The 19,415-nt window shown below is 61.0% G+C and carries 14 protein-coding genes; 3 read left to right on the forward strand and 11 right to left on the reverse strand.

Going from position 1 to position 19,415, the window contains the following annotated elements; genetic code table 11:
* Window positions 1-272: 272 nt before the first annotated feature.
* The 4 genes from HKK52_RS03365 to phbB form a co-directional block, all read right to left on the reverse strand.
* Window positions 273-1,586 carry an OprD family porin gene (locus HKK52_RS03365; RefSeq protein WP_169369456.1) on the reverse strand — a complete coding sequence of 438 codons (1,314 nt, stop codon included), beginning with the start codon at window positions 1,584-1,586 and terminating at the stop codon, window positions 273-275.
* A gap of 152 nt (window positions 1,587-1,738) precedes the next feature.
* The gene (gene phaC, locus HKK52_RS03370; protein ID WP_169369458.1) at window positions 1,739-3,442 is read right to left on the reverse strand and encodes a class I poly(R)-hydroxyalkanoic acid synthase; all 1,704 of its coding nucleotides are present in this window, start codon (window positions 3,440-3,442) and stop codon (window positions 1,739-1,741) included.
* Between the two features lie 94 nt (window positions 3,443-3,536).
* Window positions 3,537-4,715, reverse strand: a complete 1,179-nt coding sequence (locus tag HKK52_RS03375) for an acetyl-CoA C-acetyltransferase (protein ID WP_169369460.1) — start codon at window positions 4,713-4,715, stop codon at window positions 3,537-3,539.
* A gap of 57 nt (window positions 4,716-4,772) precedes the next feature.
* Window positions 4,773-5,519 carry an acetoacetyl-CoA reductase gene (gene phbB, locus HKK52_RS03380; RefSeq protein ID WP_169369462.1) on the reverse strand — a complete coding sequence of 249 codons (747 nt, stop codon included), beginning with the start codon at window positions 5,517-5,519 and terminating at the stop codon, window positions 4,773-4,775.
* A 240-nt stretch (window positions 5,520-5,759) separates the two neighbouring features.
* On the opposite strand from phbB, the gene HKK52_RS03385 reads away from it, so the two are divergent.
* Window positions 5,760-6,797, forward strand: a complete 1,038-nt coding sequence (locus HKK52_RS03385; protein WP_169369464.1) for an AraC family transcriptional regulator — start codon at window positions 5,760-5,762, stop codon at window positions 6,795-6,797.
* A gap of 21 nt (window positions 6,798-6,818) precedes the next feature.
* Here HKK52_RS03385 and HKK52_RS03390 read toward each other — a convergent pair whose 3' ends face one another.
* Complete coding sequence (locus HKK52_RS03390; RefSeq protein ID WP_169369466.1) at window positions 6,819-9,188, reverse strand: DUF3141 domain-containing protein; 2,370 nt, start codon at window positions 9,186-9,188, stop codon at window positions 6,819-6,821.
* Between the two features lie 244 nt (window positions 9,189-9,432).
* On the opposite strand from HKK52_RS03390, the gene phaP reads away from it, so the two are divergent.
* A complete protein-coding gene (gene phaP / locus HKK52_RS03395; protein WP_169369468.1) occupies window positions 9,433-10,002 on the forward strand; it encodes a TIGR01841 family phasin in 570 nt (189 codons plus the stop codon).
* 35 nt (window positions 10,003-10,037) lie between these two features.
* Here the strand turns inward: phaP and phaR are convergent, their stop codons facing one another.
* From phaR to HKK52_RS03425, 6 genes are all read right to left on the reverse strand, one after another.
* Window positions 10,038-10,559 (reverse strand): polyhydroxyalkanoate synthesis repressor PhaR, encoded by a 522-nt coding sequence (gene phaR / locus HKK52_RS03400; protein WP_169369470.1) that lies wholly within the window; start codon window positions 10,557-10,559, stop codon window positions 10,038-10,040.
* 185 nt (window positions 10,560-10,744) lie between these two features.
* A complete protein-coding gene (locus HKK52_RS03405) occupies window positions 10,745-12,013 on the reverse strand; it encodes an OprD family porin (protein WP_169369472.1) in 1,269 nt (422 codons plus the stop codon).
* Between the two features lie 136 nt (window positions 12,014-12,149).
* A complete protein-coding gene (locus HKK52_RS03410; RefSeq protein ID WP_169369474.1) occupies window positions 12,150-13,922 on the reverse strand; it encodes an acyl-CoA dehydrogenase C-terminal domain-containing protein in 1,773 nt (590 codons plus the stop codon).
* Window positions 13,923-13,982: 60 nt separating this feature from the next.
* Window positions 13,983-15,653 carry a cation acetate symporter gene (locus HKK52_RS03415; RefSeq protein WP_169369476.1) on the reverse strand — a complete coding sequence of 557 codons (1,671 nt, stop codon included), beginning with the start codon at window positions 15,651-15,653 and terminating at the stop codon, window positions 13,983-13,985.
* Window positions 15,653-15,979: a DUF485 domain-containing protein gene (locus HKK52_RS03420; RefSeq protein ID WP_169369478.1), complete on the reverse strand. Its 327-nt coding sequence runs from the start codon at window positions 15,977-15,979 to the stop codon at window positions 15,653-15,655. Before HKK52_RS03420 ends, HKK52_RS03415 begins: the two co-directional genes overlap by 1 nt.
* A 130-nt stretch (window positions 15,980-16,109) precedes the next feature.
* Window positions 16,110-17,732: an acyl-CoA synthetase gene (locus HKK52_RS03425; RefSeq protein WP_169369480.1), complete on the reverse strand. Its 1,623-nt coding sequence runs from the start codon at window positions 17,730-17,732 to the stop codon at window positions 16,110-16,112.
* A 230-nt stretch (window positions 17,733-17,962) separates the two neighbouring features.
* On the opposite strand from HKK52_RS03425, the gene HKK52_RS03430 reads away from it, so the two are divergent.
* Window positions 17,963-19,411, forward strand: coding sequence for a sensor histidine kinase (locus HKK52_RS03430; protein WP_169369482.1), 1,449 nt, complete (start codon window positions 17,963-17,965; stop codon window positions 19,409-19,411).
* Window positions 19,412-19,415 lie beyond the last annotated feature (4 nt).

A 19,415-nucleotide genomic window follows, 5' to 3' on the forward strand; every position in this document is an offset into this window, starting at 1 on the left:
TGCGCCGCCGAACGCGGCCTCGCGGGGCTCGACCGCTGCTACGGGGGGCATCACTTATGCTCAGCATGAGTGTTTTTTTTCATTATGACTGGGCCATTCACCGCAACCGCTTGTAGCAGCTGCCGAGCCTGCGAGGCTGCGTTCGGCGGCGAAGCCGTCGCAATCCCTGTGCGCACGGTCTAACTGACACACCGCGTCGTCTGGTTTTACGACGGCTGCGCCGCCGAACGCGGCCTCGCGGGGCTCGACCGCTGCTACGGGCCGTCAATGGGTTAAAGGTGGCCGAAGGCCAACGGGTACTGGACCACGACATACACCCGGTCAATGTCATCGCCCGCCTGGGCGGTGTTGCCCCGGTGCGAGACATGGGACAACTGCAGCGACAAGCCCTTGGCCGAACCGGATTGCACGACGTAGCGCAAATCGATGTCACGCTCCCAATGCCGTCCGCCATCCCCTTGTTGCGGCACGTACTCGCCGCTCGCTTCGTCGAACGGGTTGTAAGCACCGCCCTTGGGCGCATGGCTGCCGTCGATGTTGCTGCCCCTCACGTAGCGGGTCATGAAGTTCAGCCCCGGAATGCCGAATGCCCCCAGATCAAGGTCATAGCGAGCCTGCCAGGAACGTTCATGGGCGCCGTTGAAGTCGGCGTATTTGATGGAGTTGGCCAGGTAGATGGAGTCGCCACCGACGAAATCGAACGGGGTATCGCCGTTGATTTGCTGATAGGCGAGGGTGAAGCCATGGGCGCCGCGGCTGTATTTGCCCGACAGGCTATAGGCGGTGTTATCGATGGCGCCCGCCAACGCCCGGCCGGTGTCCTGCGTGTGGTACAGATTGGCGTCGAGGAACACATCCGATTGCTTGAAGTGCAGATTGCCGTAGTACTGGTGCCAGGTGTCGCTCAGCTGCGAGGCATACAACGCGCCGCCCACCGGGCTGTTGGTGAACAGATCGGCACCGAGAAAGGACATTCCGCCAGCCTCGGTGTTGGCGCCGTAACCGTAAAAGTCGCCCTTGCTCGAAGAGCTGTCCTGGTTCTTGAACGCGGTGAAGTGTCCGGCCACCAGGTTCATGCCGTCGATTTCCTTGCTGTTTAACAGAAAACCCGTGGCGTACTCCGGTTGCAGGCGTTTGTCCGAAGTATCGAACACTGGCGTTTCCACGGTCATTTCACCGAAGGCCAGGGTGGTGCGGGAGGCCTTGAACTTGAGCGCGCCGCCGCCACTGGAGTAGTTGCTTTCGCTACGGCCGTCATCATCGACCGGCAGCAACCCGGTGCCGGAATGCCCTTTGCCGCCATCGAGCTTGAGCCCGAGAAAGGCATGAGCATCGAGGCCAAAGCCAAGCGTGCCTTCGGTGAAACCGGATTCAAAAGAGCTGATAAACCCTTGAGCCCATTCGGCTTTGTAGCTTTTGCCTGAGGGCGAGGGCGTGCGGTAATCGCTGTTGAGGTAAAAGTTGCGACTCAGCACACCCAGCGTTGCGCCGTCGAGAAAACCCTGGGCTGCGGGCGCCGATTCGTCCGCCAGGGCGGTGCCGGCAACTGATATCAATAACCAAAGGGAGTGCGAGGAAAGCTTCATGGATCAATCACCACCGGACAGCGCCTGCGCAAGACCCGCGGGCAGGGGCTGTGATGGTGGCGCAGTTTCAAGCGGGGATATTGAGTCGATGTGCTGTGTTTGGCGTTGTTGTCAGCCCCGCGCGATGTTGATTCATCGCGCAGGGCTTTGGCTCATTGCTTCACGTACCGCCCCGGTGCCGACTCGATCGCCGGGTACTCGGTATTCCCGGCGTGCAGCGCCGAAGGCTGACGCTCCCCGGCATGCTCGGCCAGCCAGACAAACCAGTCGTTCCACCAACTGCCCGGATGCTGTTCGGCTTCCGAGAACCAGGTGTCCGGGTTTTCGCTGACGCGGTTGTTGGTCCAGTAATGACGTTTCTGATTGGCCGGCGGGTTGATCACCCCGGCGATATGCCCGGACGCGCCAAGCACAAAGCGCTTGTCCCCGCCGAGCAATTCGGTGCTGGCGTAGGCGCTGCGCCACGGCACGATGTGGTCGTCATGGGTGGCGAGGATGTACGCCGGGGCCTCGATGGCCCGCAGATCCAGCTTGACCCCGCAGCAATCCAGCTCACCGGATTTCAGGTCGTTTTGCAGGTAGGTGTGACGCAAATACCAGCAATACATCGGGCCAGGCAGGTTGGTGCTGTCGTTGTTCCAGAACAGCAGGTCGAGGGCTATCGGCTTTTGGCCCTTGAGGTATTTGTCGACGTTGTAGTTCCACCACAAGTCATTGGGCCGCAGCAGCGAGAAGGTGTTGCCCATGTCCTCGCCTTTGAACAGGCCGATGGGGCCGTCCAGGCCGCCGATGGTGCGCTCGCGGTAGGCCACCAGTTGTTCGTCGACAAAAATGTCGATGGGGCCGGTGTCGAGGTAATCGAGGAAGGTGGTCAACAGGCTGACGCTGGCGATGTCTTTGTCGCCGCGCGCGGCCAGTACCGCCAGTGCGCTGCTCAACAACGTGCCGCCGATGCAGAAACCGACGCAATTGGGCCGTTGCTCGCCGCTGATCTCACGGGTCACTTGCAGGCCTTTGATAATGCCGGTTTCGATCAGGTCATCCCAGGTGGTGTTGGCATGTGCCTGGTCGAAGTTGCGCCAGGACATCAGAAACACCGGATGCCCTTGTTGCAGCAGGTGGCGGATCATCGAGTTGTCGGGGCGCAAATCGAGGATGTAGTACTTGTTGATCGACGGCGGCACCACGAATACCGGGCGACGGTACTGGGTTTCGGTCTGCGGGTAGTACTGGATCAACTGGAACAGTTCGTTCTCGAACACCACTTCTCCGGGTGTGGTCGCCAGGTCCACGCCGACCTTGAACGCATTGCTGTCGCACTGGCGCATCTTGCCTTCTTGCAGGTCGCTGGCCAGGTGCAGCAACCCCGTGAGCAGGCTGGCGCCCTGGGTATCGATCACCCGTTGCAGGGCATCCGGATTACTCGCCAGGAAATTGCTCGGCGCGCCGGCGGCGATGGCTTGTTCCACCAGGTACAGCAGGCGCTGGCGTGGTTTCTTGTCCTTGATCGGCAGTTTGTCCAGCAGCTTCAGCAGGAATCCGGCGTTGAGCAGGTAAAACGCAGCGAGGGAACCAAACAGCGGCTGGCTCCAGGCGCCGCTGGCGAAGCGTCGATCGTCGAAGGTGAACGGCTGGCCGGTCATCAGGCGCTGGCCGAGATCGCCCCATTGCAGTTGGTAGTCGGACTGCAAACTGTCGAGGGTGCCCCGGGGCAGGTCGAACCATTCGTTATATTCTTGCCCTGTAAACCACGGATTGGTGCTGACCCACAGGCGTAATTGTTGCACTGCAAATGAAGCAATGAACGGAACCTGGCCAGACCAGTAAGTGTTGAAGGTGTGTGCGTTGTTATCCATGGAACTCCTTGCCCACAAAGGTCAACCGGGCAGAAAAAAGCGCGACACCGCGTACGGTGCCGCGTCAGTAGCTAAGGCAAGCAGTTCAGTGTGACTAGCGCTCGATGACCAGGCTGACGCCTTGCCCGCCGCCGATGCACAACGTGGCGAGGCCTTTGTGGCCATCGCGACGAATTAATTCGAACAACAGCGACACCAGAATCCGCGCACCCGAGGCGCCGATCGGATGACCGAGGGCAATCGCACCGCCGTTGACGTTGACTTTGCTGGTGTCCCAGCCCAGTTCCTTGCCGACCGCCAGGGACTGCGCGGCGAAGGCTTCATTCGCCTCGATCAGGTCCAGGTCGGTGAGATTCCAGCCAGCCTTTTCCAGCGCCAGGCGAGTGGCCGGCACCGGGCCGATGCCCATGATCGACGGGTCGACACCGGCGCTGGCGTACGCCTTGATCCGCGCCAGTACCGGCAACCCGAGGGCCTGGGCCTTGGCGGCGCTGGCCAGTATCAGCACGGCGGCGCAATCGTTGAGGGTCGAAGAATTACCCGCGGTCACGCTGCCGTCTTTCTGGAACGCCGGCTTCAGCTTGCCCAAGGATTGGAGGGTGCTGTCCGCGCGTGGCTGTTCATCGGTGTCGAAGGCCAGCGGTTCACCCTTGCGCTGGGGAATCAGGATCGGGGTGATTTCACGCTTGAAGTAACCGGCTTCGATGGCGGCCGCGGCTTTTTGCTGCGAGGCGGCGGCGAAAGTGTCCTGTTGCTCACGGGTGATGCTGTACTTCTCGGCCAGATTCTCCGCGGTGATGCCCATGTGGTAATCGTTGAAGGCATCCCACAAACCGTCCTGAATCACGCTGTCTTGCAGTTGCGCATGACCCAGGCGCAAACCGGTGCGGGCCTTGGGCAGGACGTAAGGCGCCAGACTCATGTTTTCCTGGCCGCCGGCAATCACCAGTTCGGCGTCGCCACAGCGGATGGCTTGAATGGCCAGTTGCACCGCCTTGAGCCCGGAGCCACAGACCTTGTTCAGGGTCATGGCAGGGGTGGTGAAGGGCAGGCCGGCCTTGATGGCGGTCTGGCGTGCCGGGTTTTGCCCGGCACCGGCGCTGAGCACCTGGCCGAGGATCACTTCATCGATCTGTTCGCCGTTGATACCGGTCTGTTCCAGCAAGCGGCGAATCAGCGCCGCGCCCAGTTCGGTGGCCGGAATCGCGGACAAGGCACCCTGGAAGCTGCCAATGGCGGTACGAGTAGCGGCAACGATTACGACTTCGTTCATGCGTGACCTCATTAAGAATATGTCGAACGGCAGCAGGGCCTCCTTGCCCTGCGCGGGTTACTGCATGTTCATGCCGCCGTTGACCGAGAAGTCGGCACCGGTGCTGTAGGCCGACTCATCGGACGCCAGCCAGGCGACGATGGAGGCGATTTCTTCCGGTTGGCCGAGGCGACCGACCGGTGTGGCGGCGATCATGCCGTCGAGGATGTCCGGGCGAATGGCCGCAGTCATGCTGGTCTGGATGTAGCCCGGCGACACGGTGTTGACGGTCACGCCCTTGCCCGAGACTTCCCGCGCCAGGGCCATGGTGAAGCCGTGGATGCCGGCCTTGGCCGCGCTGTAGTTGGTCTGGCCGAACTGGCCGCGCTGACCGTTGATCGAGGAAATATTGATGATCCGGCCCCAGCCTTTGGCCAACATGCCTTCAATCACCTGTTTGGTGGTGTTGAACATGCCGCTGAGGTTGGTGCCGATGACCGCGTTCCAGTCTTCGGGGGTGAGTTTGCGGAACGAAGCATCCCGGGTGATGCCGGCGTTGTTGACCAGCACATCCACCGGTCCGTAGGTCTCCTTGACCCACTCAAAGGCGGCGCGGGTCGATTCCCAATCGGTGATGTCCCCGTAAACAAAATCGAACTCGAACCCAGCGGCCGACTGGGTGGCGGCCCATTCTTCCTTGCGGCTGGAGTTGGCGCTGCAACCCACTACAACCTTGAAACCTTCCTTGGAAAGACGCTGGCTGATCGCCGTACCAATCCCACCCATACCGCCGGTTACCAATGCAATACGACCAAGCGACTTCATAGACTTCTTCCCTTTTTTATTTTGCGCTGCAAGATGCAAGGATTGTTCGGTATGGGCGGGGGTTGCGGGAAGTGTTGTGAGGTGACTGTGTGGTGTCCATCGGTGACAGACATGGCTAAAAGCGAGGAGTACCTATACTGGAATCAACACTCGACACTGAGCGGCCCGTTATTCTTTGATTCAACGCAGATCCGTATGGCCCGAACAGGATGTTCGGCACCACAGGTCATTGAGGACGCCATGTACAGAATGAGTTCAGGCTATGCCAGCGTGCTGGTGAATACGCTCTCGGCTCAAGGGCTGGATGTTGCCAGTCTGTGTCGGGAGGCTGGACTGGACGTCCATCTGGCGAAACTGCCGGGCGCCTTTTGCGAGCGCCGGGCGATCTATCGACTGTGGGCCCTGGCCGCACAAGCCAGCGCCGACCCGGACATCGGCCTGAAAGCCTATGGCAACTTTCATCCCGGCAGCTTCCAGATTGTCGGCTACACCATGATGTCCAGCCTGAACCTGAAACGGGCGATAGAACGGCTGGTGCGTTTCAGCCCGTTGATCGGCACCGGTTTCAGCCTGTTCTTCACCGCCGAGCAGCAGAACTACCGATTGGTCGCGCTGGATCATCAGCAGGCCGGCTCGGTCAAACCCCGGCAATACGTCGACGCCGCGCTGGCGTCGCTGATGGGGTTTTGCCGATGGCTGGCGGGCGGCAACTCGCCGCAACCGTTGCAGGTGCAGTTCAGCTATCCGGAACCTGCTGACACCTCGGAACATCGGCGCTTGTTTGGCTGCAACCTGGAGTTCGATGCGCCCTACGACAGCATTCTGTTCGACGGCCAGGAAGTGCTGCGCCCATTGAGCATGGCCAATGAAGCGCTGGCGGTGCTGCACGACAGTTTTGCCGAAGCGCAACTGGACTTGCTGTTTGGCTTCTCGATTGTCAGCAGGATTCGCGCGCTGATCAGCGAGCGGCTGAGTCAGGGCCAGGGGCAATACGACATGGAATCGATTGCTGCGGCGCTGAACATCAGCAAACGTACGCTGCAGCGCTCGCTGGAAAAGGAAGGGACGCAATTCAAGGATGTGCAGAATGCCGTGCGCCGGCAATTGGCTGACCACTACCTGCGCCATTCTCATTTCAACATGAAGCATGTGGCGTATCTCCTTGGTTTTCATGACCACAGCAGTTTTAACAAGGCGTGCAGCCGGTGGTTCGGGATGACGCCGGGGCAGTATCGGGCGGATGAATCATTCGAAGTCGCGAAAGCCGCATCGGCCTGATCTGGCCGATGCGGTCCGGTTTTATTTCTTGGGTGGTTTCTTCGAGGTTTTGCGGGGTTTGGTGGTTTGTGGCGTCGGGACTTCAACCTTGGCGACAGGCGCGGGTTGTTCAAGAACTGCATCAGCTTCGCTGGGCGGTTGAGTCAGGTCAAAACCCGGTAGCGGCACTTCAAGCAAGGTGTGCAACTCGCACCAGAACCCGTGCCCGGCGGCATTCTCGTTCAACAATTCCGGCAATAGATTGGCCACAGCCGCCAACACCTGCTGGCGCTCCTCCGTTTCAGTCAGCAGCAGCGGCAGGCTTTGCAGGCTTTCCTGCGGATGAGTCAGCACCAGCATTTTCTGCGTTTGCAGGGTCTCACGCAGGTCCAGCGGTTCGGCGCTGTGGTCTTGCAGCAATAGCTGCAATTGCTCGAGCAGTTTGTCGACGTTGGCCTTGCCCGGCGCGTCGCTGTCGCGTTCCAGCAGGAACAGGATGCGCACCAGCGCTTCCATCAGGCCACCCAGGGGCAGGGCGTTTTGCAGGCGTTCGAGCAGCACTTTGTCGTGGTGCTCGGCGTGCGCTTGCAGATCGCGCTGCGGCACCTTGGCACCGAGGCTGTTGAGTGCGCCGTAGACACCGTAGAAACACAGTTCCTGGGTGGCATCGCGCAGATCGCGGTAGCCGTTCAACGCGTCTTGAACCTGGTTGGAGAACAACGCCTGCCAGGCCAGCAACGGATTGCTCGCGGCGGCGGGGCGACGCTCATGGCGCACCTGCGCGGCGCTGCCGGCCAACCACCATAACGCCGGGTTCAAACTGCTCCAGAGCACCTGCTGCTGATGGAACGGATGCGCCTTGCGCAGCAGTTCGGCGGTCGGTTCGTTGATCAACGGGCGTAGCCACGGCCGAATGAACGCGTCGTACAGGCTGTTGTTGACGTCCGAGGCGCGTTCAACGAGGGCGAACTCGCGATCATCATCCCGGGGCGGCGGCACCTCGCCATGGATGTCGGCGATGCGCCGGGGTTCGAAACGCACGGCGTATTGCGTGTCGGGCAGATCGTCGATCAGCATTTCATAAAGCCCGGCGGGCAGGGCGTTGATGGTCTCGACTGCACCCAGCAGCTCTCGGTGTTCACGTCGGGCCACCTCACCCGAGACGAAAATCCCCAGGTGACCGATGCTGGCGTGACGCAGGTAGACAATGGTCCGCCCGGCGTTTTGCAGGGCCAGATCACTGGGATAAACGTCGGCGATCCAGTCCAGCGCCTGTTGCGGCGAGGTGATGTTGTCGCCATAGGAGCAGAACACCACCACCGGCACTTCAATGCGCTTGAGGTCGAGCCCGCCGCTCTTGCGCCCAAGGCCGCCGGACAGCTGATTGCCGATAAACAGGTCGTCGACAATCATCTCGATTTCTTCGCTGTTGAGCAGGGTCGGGCTGCCCCACCAGCGCTCGAAGTCGAGGAAGCGCGCGGCTTCGGTGTCGACTTCACTGAACAGGTGGTAGTACTTGCCCCAATAGGTGTTCGCCGGGTCGAGGTTTTCGAAATTGCTCACCAGCCAGGTGCCGTCGAACCGTTCGTTGCCCAGGTCACTGCCCAAACGCGCCATCCAGCCACCACCGAGCAAGCCGCCGGTGTAGCGCATCGGATTGCGTCCGTTGACCCCGGCCCAGTACGACAACGGTGCGCCGTTGACGATGATCAACCCTGGCAGCTCTGGCCGGGTGGCAGCCAAACCCATCAATGCCCAACCCGCCTGACAGTTGCCGATCACCACCGGTTTGGCGCTGGCCGGATGCCGGGTGCTGACCGCTTCGATGAATCGCGCCTGGGCCTCGACAATGTCGGCGAGGGTTTGCCCGGGAGCCGGCGAGTGACTGAAGGCGATGAAGTAGGTGGGATGGCCGGCGCGCAGGCTTTCACCGATCAGCGAATCCTGCTTGAAACCGCCGATGCCGGAGCCGTGGCCGCCGCGCGGGTCGATGATGATCACCGGTGGCTGGCTGTCGATCGATTGCTCGGGGTTGCCGAGGATGCGCAACAACGAATAGTTGACCGGGCGCGGCAGGTCGGCGCCGTTGACCAGGGTTTCATGCTCGAACTTGAGCAGCAGCGGAAAGCCTGCACGCTCGTGGGCCAGGGTGTTGTCGCCGCGCTGGCGCAAGGTGTCCCAGAACAACAGGCTGCGTTGGCTGAGGTCGGTGAAGTATTCCTGCCAGTCAGCCGCCGTCGGTGGTTTGAGCTGGCCCTGGCTGAGCGGCGCGAAGGTTTTTGCCTGGCGCTGCTGCACCGCGTCGAGCACGTTGCGGGTATTGAGCTGTTGCAGGTGATTCAGGTGCTCGAACAAACCGGCCGCCGGGGAAAGCCCTTCATCTTGCAGCGCAATATTTTCTTCCTGGCCCATGGTGAACTCCTGACACGGTGCGGGGGAGTCGTCAGCCAGACTAGCGATTGCTAGGCCGATCATCGGATTTTCTCGAGTCTATAGGGAAAAACCACTTAAGGCGTACCGATTATTTTGCAGCGCACAAAATATCCGTTGCCAAACGGTTTTGTGCACTGCAATATCAAGGCTAACGCGACGACTGCCCCGATCGCTGTCGCGTCCTCAGGCCTGAATGGGCCTTCCAGTACCAGGAGATTTCAGCATGTCTTTTTTCAACTCGGAAAAACTGCAAGCCACTCAGAAAGCCAACCTCGACCTGTTGCAGCAGATCAGCGGTAAAGTCTTCGCCAGCGTTGAACAGCTGAGCCAGTTGCAGTTCAAGGCACTGCGCGACTCCACCGAAGAGCACTTTGAAGGCGTGCGCAAGCTGCTGGCAGTGCGTGATCCACAAGGTTTCGCCGATTTGCAGGCATCGTTCACCCAACCGAGCGCGCAAACCGAACGCCTGGCTGAATTCAACCGTCAGGTCCAGGCGCTGATTGTTGGCACCCAGTCGGACATCGCCAAACTGACCGAAGGTCAAGTCCAGGCGGGCACCCAGCAGGTGAATGAGTTCGTAGAGTCGATCAGCAAGAATGCACCGGCTGGCTCCGAGCCAGTGGTCGCGGCCTTCAAGTCGGGCCTGGCGAATGCCGGCACCGTGTTCGAAAGCGCACAGAAAGCGGTAAAGCAGGCATCTGATGTGGCCCAGAGCGGCTTCGACGCTGCCACGGCTGCCGCCGGCAAAGCCGCTCCAGAAGCGAGCGCCAAGGCTACCAACGGCAACAAATAAGTCAGATCAGGCCAGCAGCACCGATGGCGATGGGATTATTCCCCATCGCCATTTTTTTTCGTCCCGTTATCGGTGCCCGGCTTGGCGCCGAACAGGCCGAACATGTTTTGGGTGTTGAGGTACAGCGCCTTGGATTGATCGACGTATTGACGCATCAAGTCCTGCATCACCGGCGCCTGCTGATGCATGAAGGTGCTCCAGGCCTCGGACGACTGGGCGCCGGTCTGGGACTGGATGTCGATCACGGTCTGGATGCTTTTATCCAGGTAGCTGCCGAGCACGCCCTGGTACGGGCCGTAGAACTGGATGATGCCCATCAGCATGTCGCTGCTGAAGATCGGCTCACCGCCGCTTTCGGCTTCGAGGATGACTTGCAGCAGAATACTGCGGGTCAAGTCCTCGCCACTTTTGGCATCGACCACCTGGAACGGGACCTTATCGACCACCAGTTGCCGAATGTCGGCCAGGGTCAAGTGGCTGCTGGTATGGGTGTCGTACAGGCGGCGATTGGGGTACTTCTTGATCAGGCGGGGGGTGTTGCGATTGTTATCGGTCATGCGGGGCGTCTCGCGGCGAGCCTGATTTACAGGCATCTTAACCTACTATCGCCGGTGCTGCGGAGAGGGTGATCGTTCCCACGCTCCGCGTGGGAATGCATCCATGGACGCTCTGCGTCCGCTCTTGGAACGCGGAGCGTCCCAGGCGGCATTCCCACGCGGAGCGTGGGAACGATCACTACGGCTTACCAGATCGGCAGGGAGTAGCTGACAATCAACCGATTCTCATCCAGGTCACTGCCAAAATTCGTCGAGCGCACGGTCGCATTGCGCCATTTCACTCCAACGTTCTTCAACGGGCCACTCTGCACGACATAACCGATATCGGTATCGCGCTCCCATTCCTTCCCCTCCGGGCGATTGCCGCCCAGATCGATATTGTCGCCCGTCAGGTAGCGGGTCATGAAGGTCAACCCCGGCACGCCAATGGCCGCGAAGTTGTAGTCGTAGCGCGCCTGCCAGGACTTTTCGTCCTTGCTGGCAAAGTCGCCGATCTGCACAAAGTTGACCAGGAACGCATCGGTGCCATTGATGTAGGCAAACCCGGTGTCGCCGCTCATGCCCTGATAACCCAGACCGAACGCATGCCCGCCGAGGCTGTAGGTGAACATTGCCCCTAACGCTTTGTTATCGACGTTGCTGCCGCCATCGTCGGTAGAACGGGCGAAACGCAAATCGCTCTTGAACGACTGGCCCGCCGTCACCGGCAACACGTAGGTCAGATTGACCATATGCTGGCTGTAGAGGTTATCGAGATGGCCATAGCTGTAGCCGGTGGCGAGGTTGCCGGTCCATTTGTAGTTGAGGCTGGCGAAGTCGAAGCTGTCGCTGGTGGCGTGCGGCGTGATGATGCCTTTGGCGCCGGTCTTGGTGATGCCCATGTCTTCGTAGTCGGAGGAATCGCGCTGGTTGACCTGCTTCAGCCGTCCGCCGTCCACGGTCAGGCCTTCGACCTCCAGCGACGTCAGCTGACCGCCCTCGAACGTCTGCGGCAACAGCCGTGAATCGTTAGCCAGCACCGTTGGCAACTTCGGCAGCAAAGTGCCGAGTTTCAACACCGTTTTCGAGGCGCGAACCTTCGCCGTCACGCCCAAGTCGCCGTACTCGTCCTGAGCACCCTTGCTGGTGGTGCGATGGCGTTGCAGCAAACCGGAACCGGCGCGATCCGGGCTGGAATCGAGTTTGACCCCGAGCATCCCAATGGCATCCACACCAAAACCAATCAACCCGTCCGTGAAGCCGGATTCATAGCGCAGCAGAAAGCCCTGGGCCCATTCCTCTTGCTTGGATTGCGCGGCGTTGTCCTGGCGAAAGTCGCGGTTGAAATAGAAATTGCGCAGCTCGAGGCTGGCCTTGCTGTCCTTGATAAAGTCAGCGGCGGCGGGGGCCGAGAGGCTGATGACGCCGCCGGCCAGTAACAGTCGGGTAGCGAGAGTGCAGGTGTGACGGTCCATGGTGAAGCCCCTGTGTTTTTATTTTTTTTTTGAAAAGCGATTCACACACCCTCGCCAGACGGGCGAGGGCTTGTTCAGTAAAAAACGCGAACGCCCAAAGAGAGGAGCGGGGCGGGCGCCGCGTGCGGTTCAATCGTTAGAACTGTTCGGCGCTCAGGCCGTACAACGAGCCACTGCCGGCGCGAATGGATTGCTCCAGGCTCAAGATGCGCGGTAGCAAACGCTCGATATAGAAGTCCGCGGTGGCGATCTTCGCCCCATAAAAGGCCCGATCTTCACTGCGTTTTTTCTTCGCGACCTGGGCCATCCGCGCCCACAGCCAGGCGTAGGCGACGTAGCCGAACAGGTGCAGGTATTCCACCGACGCGGCACCGACTTCATTACGGTTGGTCGCGGCCTGGTCTTGCAGCCAGTCGCTGAGGTTTTCCAGGCGCAGCACGGCATCGAACAGTTGGATGGAGTAGGGCGCGTCCGGTTGATGGGCGAAGTGGCGGATCTCGCCGGTGAACTGGCGCAGCGCCACGCCACTGTCGGCCAGCACTTTGCGCCCGAGCAGGTCCAGGGCCTGGATGCCGTTGGTGCCTTCGTAGATCTGCGCGATGCGCACGTCACGCACCAGTTGCTCCTGACCCCATTCGCGGATATAGCCATGGCCGCCGAACACTTGCTGGCCGTGGATACAGCTTTCCAGGCCGGTGTCGGTGAAAAACGCCTTGGCCACCGGCGTCAGCAGCGCCACCAGGGTTTGCGCGTTGTCACGCTCCCGGGCGTCGTCGGAGAACTTGGCCAAATCCAGTTGCTGGCCGACGTAACTGGCAAACGCCCGGCCGCCTTCGGTCATGGCTTTCATGCTCAGCAGCATGCGCCGCACATCCGGGTGGACGATGATCGGATCGGCGATCTGGTTCGGTGCCATGGCGCCGGTAGGGGAGCGGCTCTGCACCCGTTCGCGCGCATATTTCACGGCGCTTTGATAGGACGCTTCTGCGCAACCGATGCCCTGAATGCCAATGGACAAGCGTTCGTAATTCATCATGGTGAACATCGCCGCCAAGCCTTTGTTGGCTTCACCCACCAGCCAACCGCTGGCGCCGTCGAAGTTCATCACGCAGGTGGCGGACGCCTTGATGCCCATCTTGTGTTCGATCGAGCCGCAACTCACGGCGTTGGTATGACCAAGGGAACCGTCGGCATTGACCAGCACCTTGGGCACCACAAACAGCGAGATCCCTTTAGGCCCGGCCGGTGCGTCCGGCAGTTTGGCCAGCACCAGGTGGATGATGTTTTCGGTCAGGTCCTGATCGCCACCAGTGATGAAGATCTTGCTGCCGCTGATGCTGAAGCTGCCGTCGGCCTGGGGTTCGGCGCGGGTGCGGATGATCCCCAGGTCGGTGCCGGCGTGGGCTTCGGTCAGGCACATGGAGCCGGCCCAACGACCTTCGTACATCGGCGGCAAGTAGATATTTTTCAGTTCTTCACTGGCATGGGCATCGATGGCCAGGCACGCGCCGGAGCTCAACGCCGAATACAGCGCAAAGCTTGAATTGGCGCCGTAGAGCATTTCTTCGAATTGCACGGAAAGCATCTTCGGCATGCCCATGCCGCCGAAATCGGCATTGCCGGACAACCCGACCCAGCCGCCTTCAATGTAAGTGGTGTAAGCCTGTTTGAAACCGATCGGCGTCGTGACCTGGCCATAGACCCAATGCGCGCCTTCTTCGTCGCCGCTGCGGTTGAGTGGCGCAATCAGGTGTGAAGTGACCTTGGCCGCTTCCTCAAGAATGGCGTCGGCGGTATCGGCATCGACGTTGTCGGCCAGAGCCGGCAGGCGCGCCCACAGGGCTGGGGCGTCGAATACTTCATGCAGCACGAAGCGCATGTCGCGCAAGGGAGCGTTGAATTCGGGCATAACGTGAACCTCGTTGGGACAGTGGGCACGGCGCCGCCACGGCGGGCCGTGCTTTTTCAATCAATGACTGGACGCGCTGGCGGCACCGAGGCCGGTCTGGGCGCGGACGAACTGGTCGGCATAGGCGTCGCGTTCCTTGTCGGCCCGCACGCTGCGGTCGAGTTTCGACACGACCACAATCACCAGGAACGCCAACGGCATGGAGAACAGCGCCGGGTGGTCGTAAGGGAAAATCGCGTGGGCATGGCCGAGCACGGTGACCCACACCGCTGGCGACAGGATCACCAGCACCAACGCGCAGATCAGGCCGGCGAAACCGCCGAGGATCGCGCCTTTGGTGGTCAGGCCTTTCCAGTACATGGCCATGATCAGCACCGGGAAGTTGGTTGACGCAGCGATGCCGAAGGTCAGGCCGACCAGGAACGCGACGTTCATCTTCTCGAACAGAATGCCCAACAGAATCGCGACGATGCCCAGGCCTACGGTGGCCATGCGCGTGACGCGCATTTCCTGTTTCTCGCTGGCCTTGCCTTTCTTGAACACGGTGGCGTACAGGTCATGGGAAATCGCCGAGGCACCGGCCAGGGCCAGCCCGGAGACCACCGCCAGGATGGTGGCGAACGCGACCGCCGCAAGGAAACCGAAGAACAGGTTGCCGCCTACGGCTTTGGCCAAGTGCATGGCGACCATGTTGCCGCCGCCGATCAAGGCACCGCCGACTTCACCGTTGACGTAGTACTGCGGGTCGGTGCCGATGATCACCATCGCCGCGAAGCCCAACGTGCAGACCACGAGGAAGAAGAAGCCGATAAACCCGGTGGCGTAGAACACCGATTTACGCGCTTCCTTGGCGTTCGGTACGGTGAAGAAACGCATCAGGATGTGCGGCAAACCGGCAATCCCGAACACCAGGCCCAGGGACATCGACGCAGTGTTGATCGGGTCGGCAAGCATCGAGCCCGGGCCCATGATGTTCCAGCCGCTGGCGTGGGCCTCAACCGCTTTGGCGGCCAGGGTTTCGTAGCTGAAACCGAATTGCGACATGGCCATGACCGCCAGGGTCGTACCACCGGCGAGCAGCAACACAGCCTTGATGATCTGCACCCAGGTAGTGGCGATCATGCCGCCGAAGATCACGTAGACCAGCATCAGCGCACCGACGATCACCACCGCCACCGGGTAATCAAGGCCGAACAGCAACTTGATCAACTGCCCGGCACCGACCATCTGCACGATCAAGTAGCAGCAGACCACCGTCAGCGAACCGAACGCGGCGAAGATCCGCACTTTGTTCTGGTCCAGCCGATAGGACACGATGTCGGCGAAGGTGTAGCGCCCCAGATTGCGCAAGCGCTCAGCCATCAGGAACGTGATGATCGGCCAGCCGACGAAGAAGCCGATGGTGTAAATGAAACCGTCGTAGCCCTTGGCGAACACCAGGCTCGACAGCCCCAGCAATGTAGCGGCGGACATGTAGTCACCGGCAATCGCCAGACCATTCTGAAACCCGGTGATGCCGCCGCCAGCGGTGTAGAAATCCGACGTGGATTTGGTTTGCCGCGCGGCCCACCAGGTGATGCACAAGGTGCCGAGCACGAACACAAAAAACATGCTGATCGCGTTCAGGTTGAGCGGTTGTTTTTCGACGGCTCCGGTCAGTGGCGCGGCGAGCACGACGCAGGACGACAGCAAACCTGCACCCGTAAGGAACAGCTTTTTGAGCAGGCTCATCACTTGCTCTCCTCAAGAATCGCCGCACCCAGCGCATCGAACCGGGTATTGGCGCTGTAGACGTACCAACCGGTCAGCAGCCAGGAAAAAATGATGATCGCCGCGCCTACCGGCATTCCCAGGGTCAACATCCGGTTCTCGCCCAGCGGCGCATGCAGCCATTGCGGGGCAAACGCCACCACCAGCATAAACAGGTAGTAAGTGCTCAAGACCGTGGCACTCAACGTCCAGGCCAGGCGCGAACGGCTGCTGACCAGTTGGAGGAATTTCGGATTCGCGCGAATCCGTTCGCAGCGCTGGGTGTCGGTTGAATGGATGTCGATCATCGGTAGCTCCACATTTGTTTTTGTTGTCAGTGTGTGAGGGGCAGGGCGAGGGCGCGTCGAATTGAGCGCGCACGAGCCCGGAACGGCAGGTTCGCGACCTGCCGCTTGAAGTGTTCAGCGTGAGTGAGGGTTAGAGGGCCTGGGCCCGGTCGCGCAGCACGTACTTCTGGATCTTGCCGGTGGACGTCTTCGGTAGCAGGGTGAAGATCACCGTGCGCGGCACTTTGAACCCGGCCAGGTGTTCGCGGCAGAAACTGATGATGTCCGCCTCGCGCACGTCCTGGTGATCAGCCTTCAAGGTGATGAAGGCGCAGGGAGTTTCGCCCCACTTCTCATCGGGACGCGCAACGACTGCGGCTTCCATCACCGCCGGATGGCGGTAGAGCACGCCTTCGAGTTCGATGGTGGAAATGTTCTCGCCGCCGGAAATGATGATGTCCTTGAGCCGGTCCTTGATCTCGACATAACCGTCGGGATGACACACCGCCAGGTCGCCGGTGTGGAACCAGCCGCCCTCAAAGGCTTCGGCGGTGGCGGTTGGGTTTTTCAGGTAGCCCTTCATCACGGTGTTGCCGCGCATGAAGACTTCGCCGATGGTCTTGCCGTCCCGCGGGGTCGGCTTCAGGGTGGTCGAGTCGCCGACCATCACGCCTTCGAGCGTCGGATAGCGCACGCCCTGACGGGATTTGATCTGCGCCCGTTCATCCAGCGGCAATTCATCCCACTCGGCATGCCAGGCACACAGCGTCACCGGACCGTAGGTTTCGGTCAGGCCATAAACGTGGGTGACCTTGATGCCCATCGCTTCCACGGCGCCGATCACTTTGGCCGGCGGCGCGGCACCGGCGACCATGGCGTTGACCGGGTGATCGATGGCGGCTTTGGCCGAGTCCGGCATGTTGACCAGTGCATTGAGCACGATCGGCGCGCCGCACAGATGGGTGACCTGGTGTTCGCGGATCAGCGTGAGGATTTTCTGTGGGTCGACCCGGCGCAGGAACACATGCACACCGGCCAGTGCGGTGATGGTCCACGGGTAGCACCAGCCGTTGCAATGGAACATCGGCAAGGTCCAGAGGTACACCGGGTGGTTGCCCATGGCCCAGGTCATCTGGTTGCCCAAGGCATTCAAATAAGCGCCGCGATGGTGATAGACCACGCCTTTCGGATTGCCGGTGGTGCCGGAGGTGTAATTGAGCGAGATGGCTTGCCACTCGTCATCCGGCCATTGCCAGGCGAACGCCGGATCGCCTTCGGCCAGCAACGCTTCATAGTCCAGGTCGCTGACGGCCTGGCCTTCGCCGTATTCCGGGTCGTTGACGTCGATCACCAGTGGCGGGTGGTCGAGCATGCCGATGGCCGCGTGAATCACGCTGTGGAATTCGCGGTCAGTGATCAACACCTTGGCTTCGCCGTGTTGCAGCATGAACGCGATGGCTTCGGCGTCCAGGCGCACGTTGAGCGGGTTGAGCACCGCGCCGATCATCGGCACGCCGAAATGCACTTCGAGCATCTCGGGGATGTTCGGCAACATGACCGCGACGGTGTCGTCCTTACCAATGCCGCGCCCGGCCAGGGCCGAAGCCAGGCGTCGGCAGCGGGTGTAGGTCTGCGCCCAGGTGCGGCGGATCGAGCCATGAATGACGGCGGGGTAGTCGGGGTAAACGTGGGCGGTGCGCTCGAGGAAGCTGAGCGGCGACAAGGCGATGTGATTGACAGCCGTAGGGCTAAGCCCTTGTTCGAAGATCGACATGACGGGTACTCGGTGGCTGATTGTTAGCTCTATGGCTGACCTTTCAGCGTAGCCGCTGAGGTCAACTTTTATGTCCGGTCTGCTTTATATAACAATCAACCCTAGATATGGAAGTACAACCTAGGTTGTATAGTATATATACCATATGCCATTCTTCATGCGCTAAATGAATGCGGCGATTGCTCCACGGCCGGTATATTCTTGGCTTCCCCCCACGCAGCGGACCTGTGATGACGCCTGACTCTCCCTTATTGAGCCATGACCCTCAGCCAAGCGTGCTGCTCGATAGCCAGGGCCAACCGCTGGAGTTGAATGCGGCATTGCTGGCCTTGCTCGCGCAGCATCCGCACAGCTACGTGCTGGGGTTCCTGCCGAACAATCATCGCGATCTGGTGCGTGCGTGCCTGGCGCAGCAGCGCGCCATCGAAGGGGTCGAGGCCGAATTCCAGACGCAGATCCTGATCTGGACCTTTATCCCCGATCCGCCGCACAACCGCGTGTTCGGCCGTTGCTACGTCGCCACCGCGCAAGTGCTGGCCGAACGCGAGGCCGCTACGGCGCGGCGCCTGTACCGGCTGATCATCGAGAACACCACCGACCTGATTTCCCGGCATACCCCGGACGGGCGTTTTCTCGATGCCTCGCCAGCGTCCTGGACCTTGCTCGGCTATTGGCCCGAAGAACTGCGCGGGCAGATGGCCCAGGGCCTGTTCCACGGCCAGGACCTGGCGAATCTGGTGCAAACCGCGCGCGATGCCCTGGAGCAGAACGGTTATCACACCATGGCGTACCGAATCCGCCATCGCGACGGGCATTACCTGTGGTTTGAAACCGCCTGCCGGGCGATTCGCGAGACCTACACCGGGGCGGTGGTCGAAGTGGTGTGCGTGTCCCGGGACATTACCGCCCGGGTACAGGGCGAAGAAAAACGCCGACGCCTGGAAGACGAACTGGCCCACACCGCGCGCCTGGTGACCTTGGGGGAATTGGCTTCGGGCATCGCCCACGAAATCAACCAGCCATTGGCGGCGGTGGTCAATTACGCCAACGCCAGCCAACGGTATATGCAGGCACTGGGCACCAATCCCCAGGCGGCGGAACGGGTGGCCCAGGGCCTGGAACGCATTACGTTGCACGCCACCCACGCTTCGGAAGTCATCCGGCGTTTGCGCGGTTTCCTGCGCAAGGGCCAGCGGCGCATGCAGGCGCTGAACATGGTGGATGTCGCCCGTGAAGCGGTACGGTTGTGTGCCTGGGAAGCGACCCAATGCCAAGTGACAATCGACGATCGACTGCCGGATAATCTGCCGCCGGTGTATGCCGACCGGGTGCTGCTGGAGCAGGTGCTGCTCAACCTGTTGCGCAACGCCATTGATGCCAACCGCGAGCAACATCCGGGCCGGCCGTCGCTGATCGTGATGGCTGCGGGGCAGGGTGGTGCTACCTCCGTGGAAATCAGCGTCCACGACCAGGGGCCGGGCGTCAGTGAGCCGGAACTGGAGCAAATATTCACCCCGTTCTACACCAGCAAGCCGGATGGCCTGGGCCTGGGATTGTCCATGAGCCGCAGCATCATCGAAGGCTTTGGCGGCGAATTGCGGGCGCGCCGGCAACCGGTCGGGCTGCTCGTTTACTGCCGTTTGCCACTGGCCGGCCCACTAAAACAACAACAGGAATGACGCA

This window comes from Pseudomonas sp. ADAK2, from assembly GCF_012935755.1.
GTDB lineage: Bacteria > Pseudomonadota > Gammaproteobacteria > Pseudomonadales > Pseudomonadaceae > Aquipseudomonas.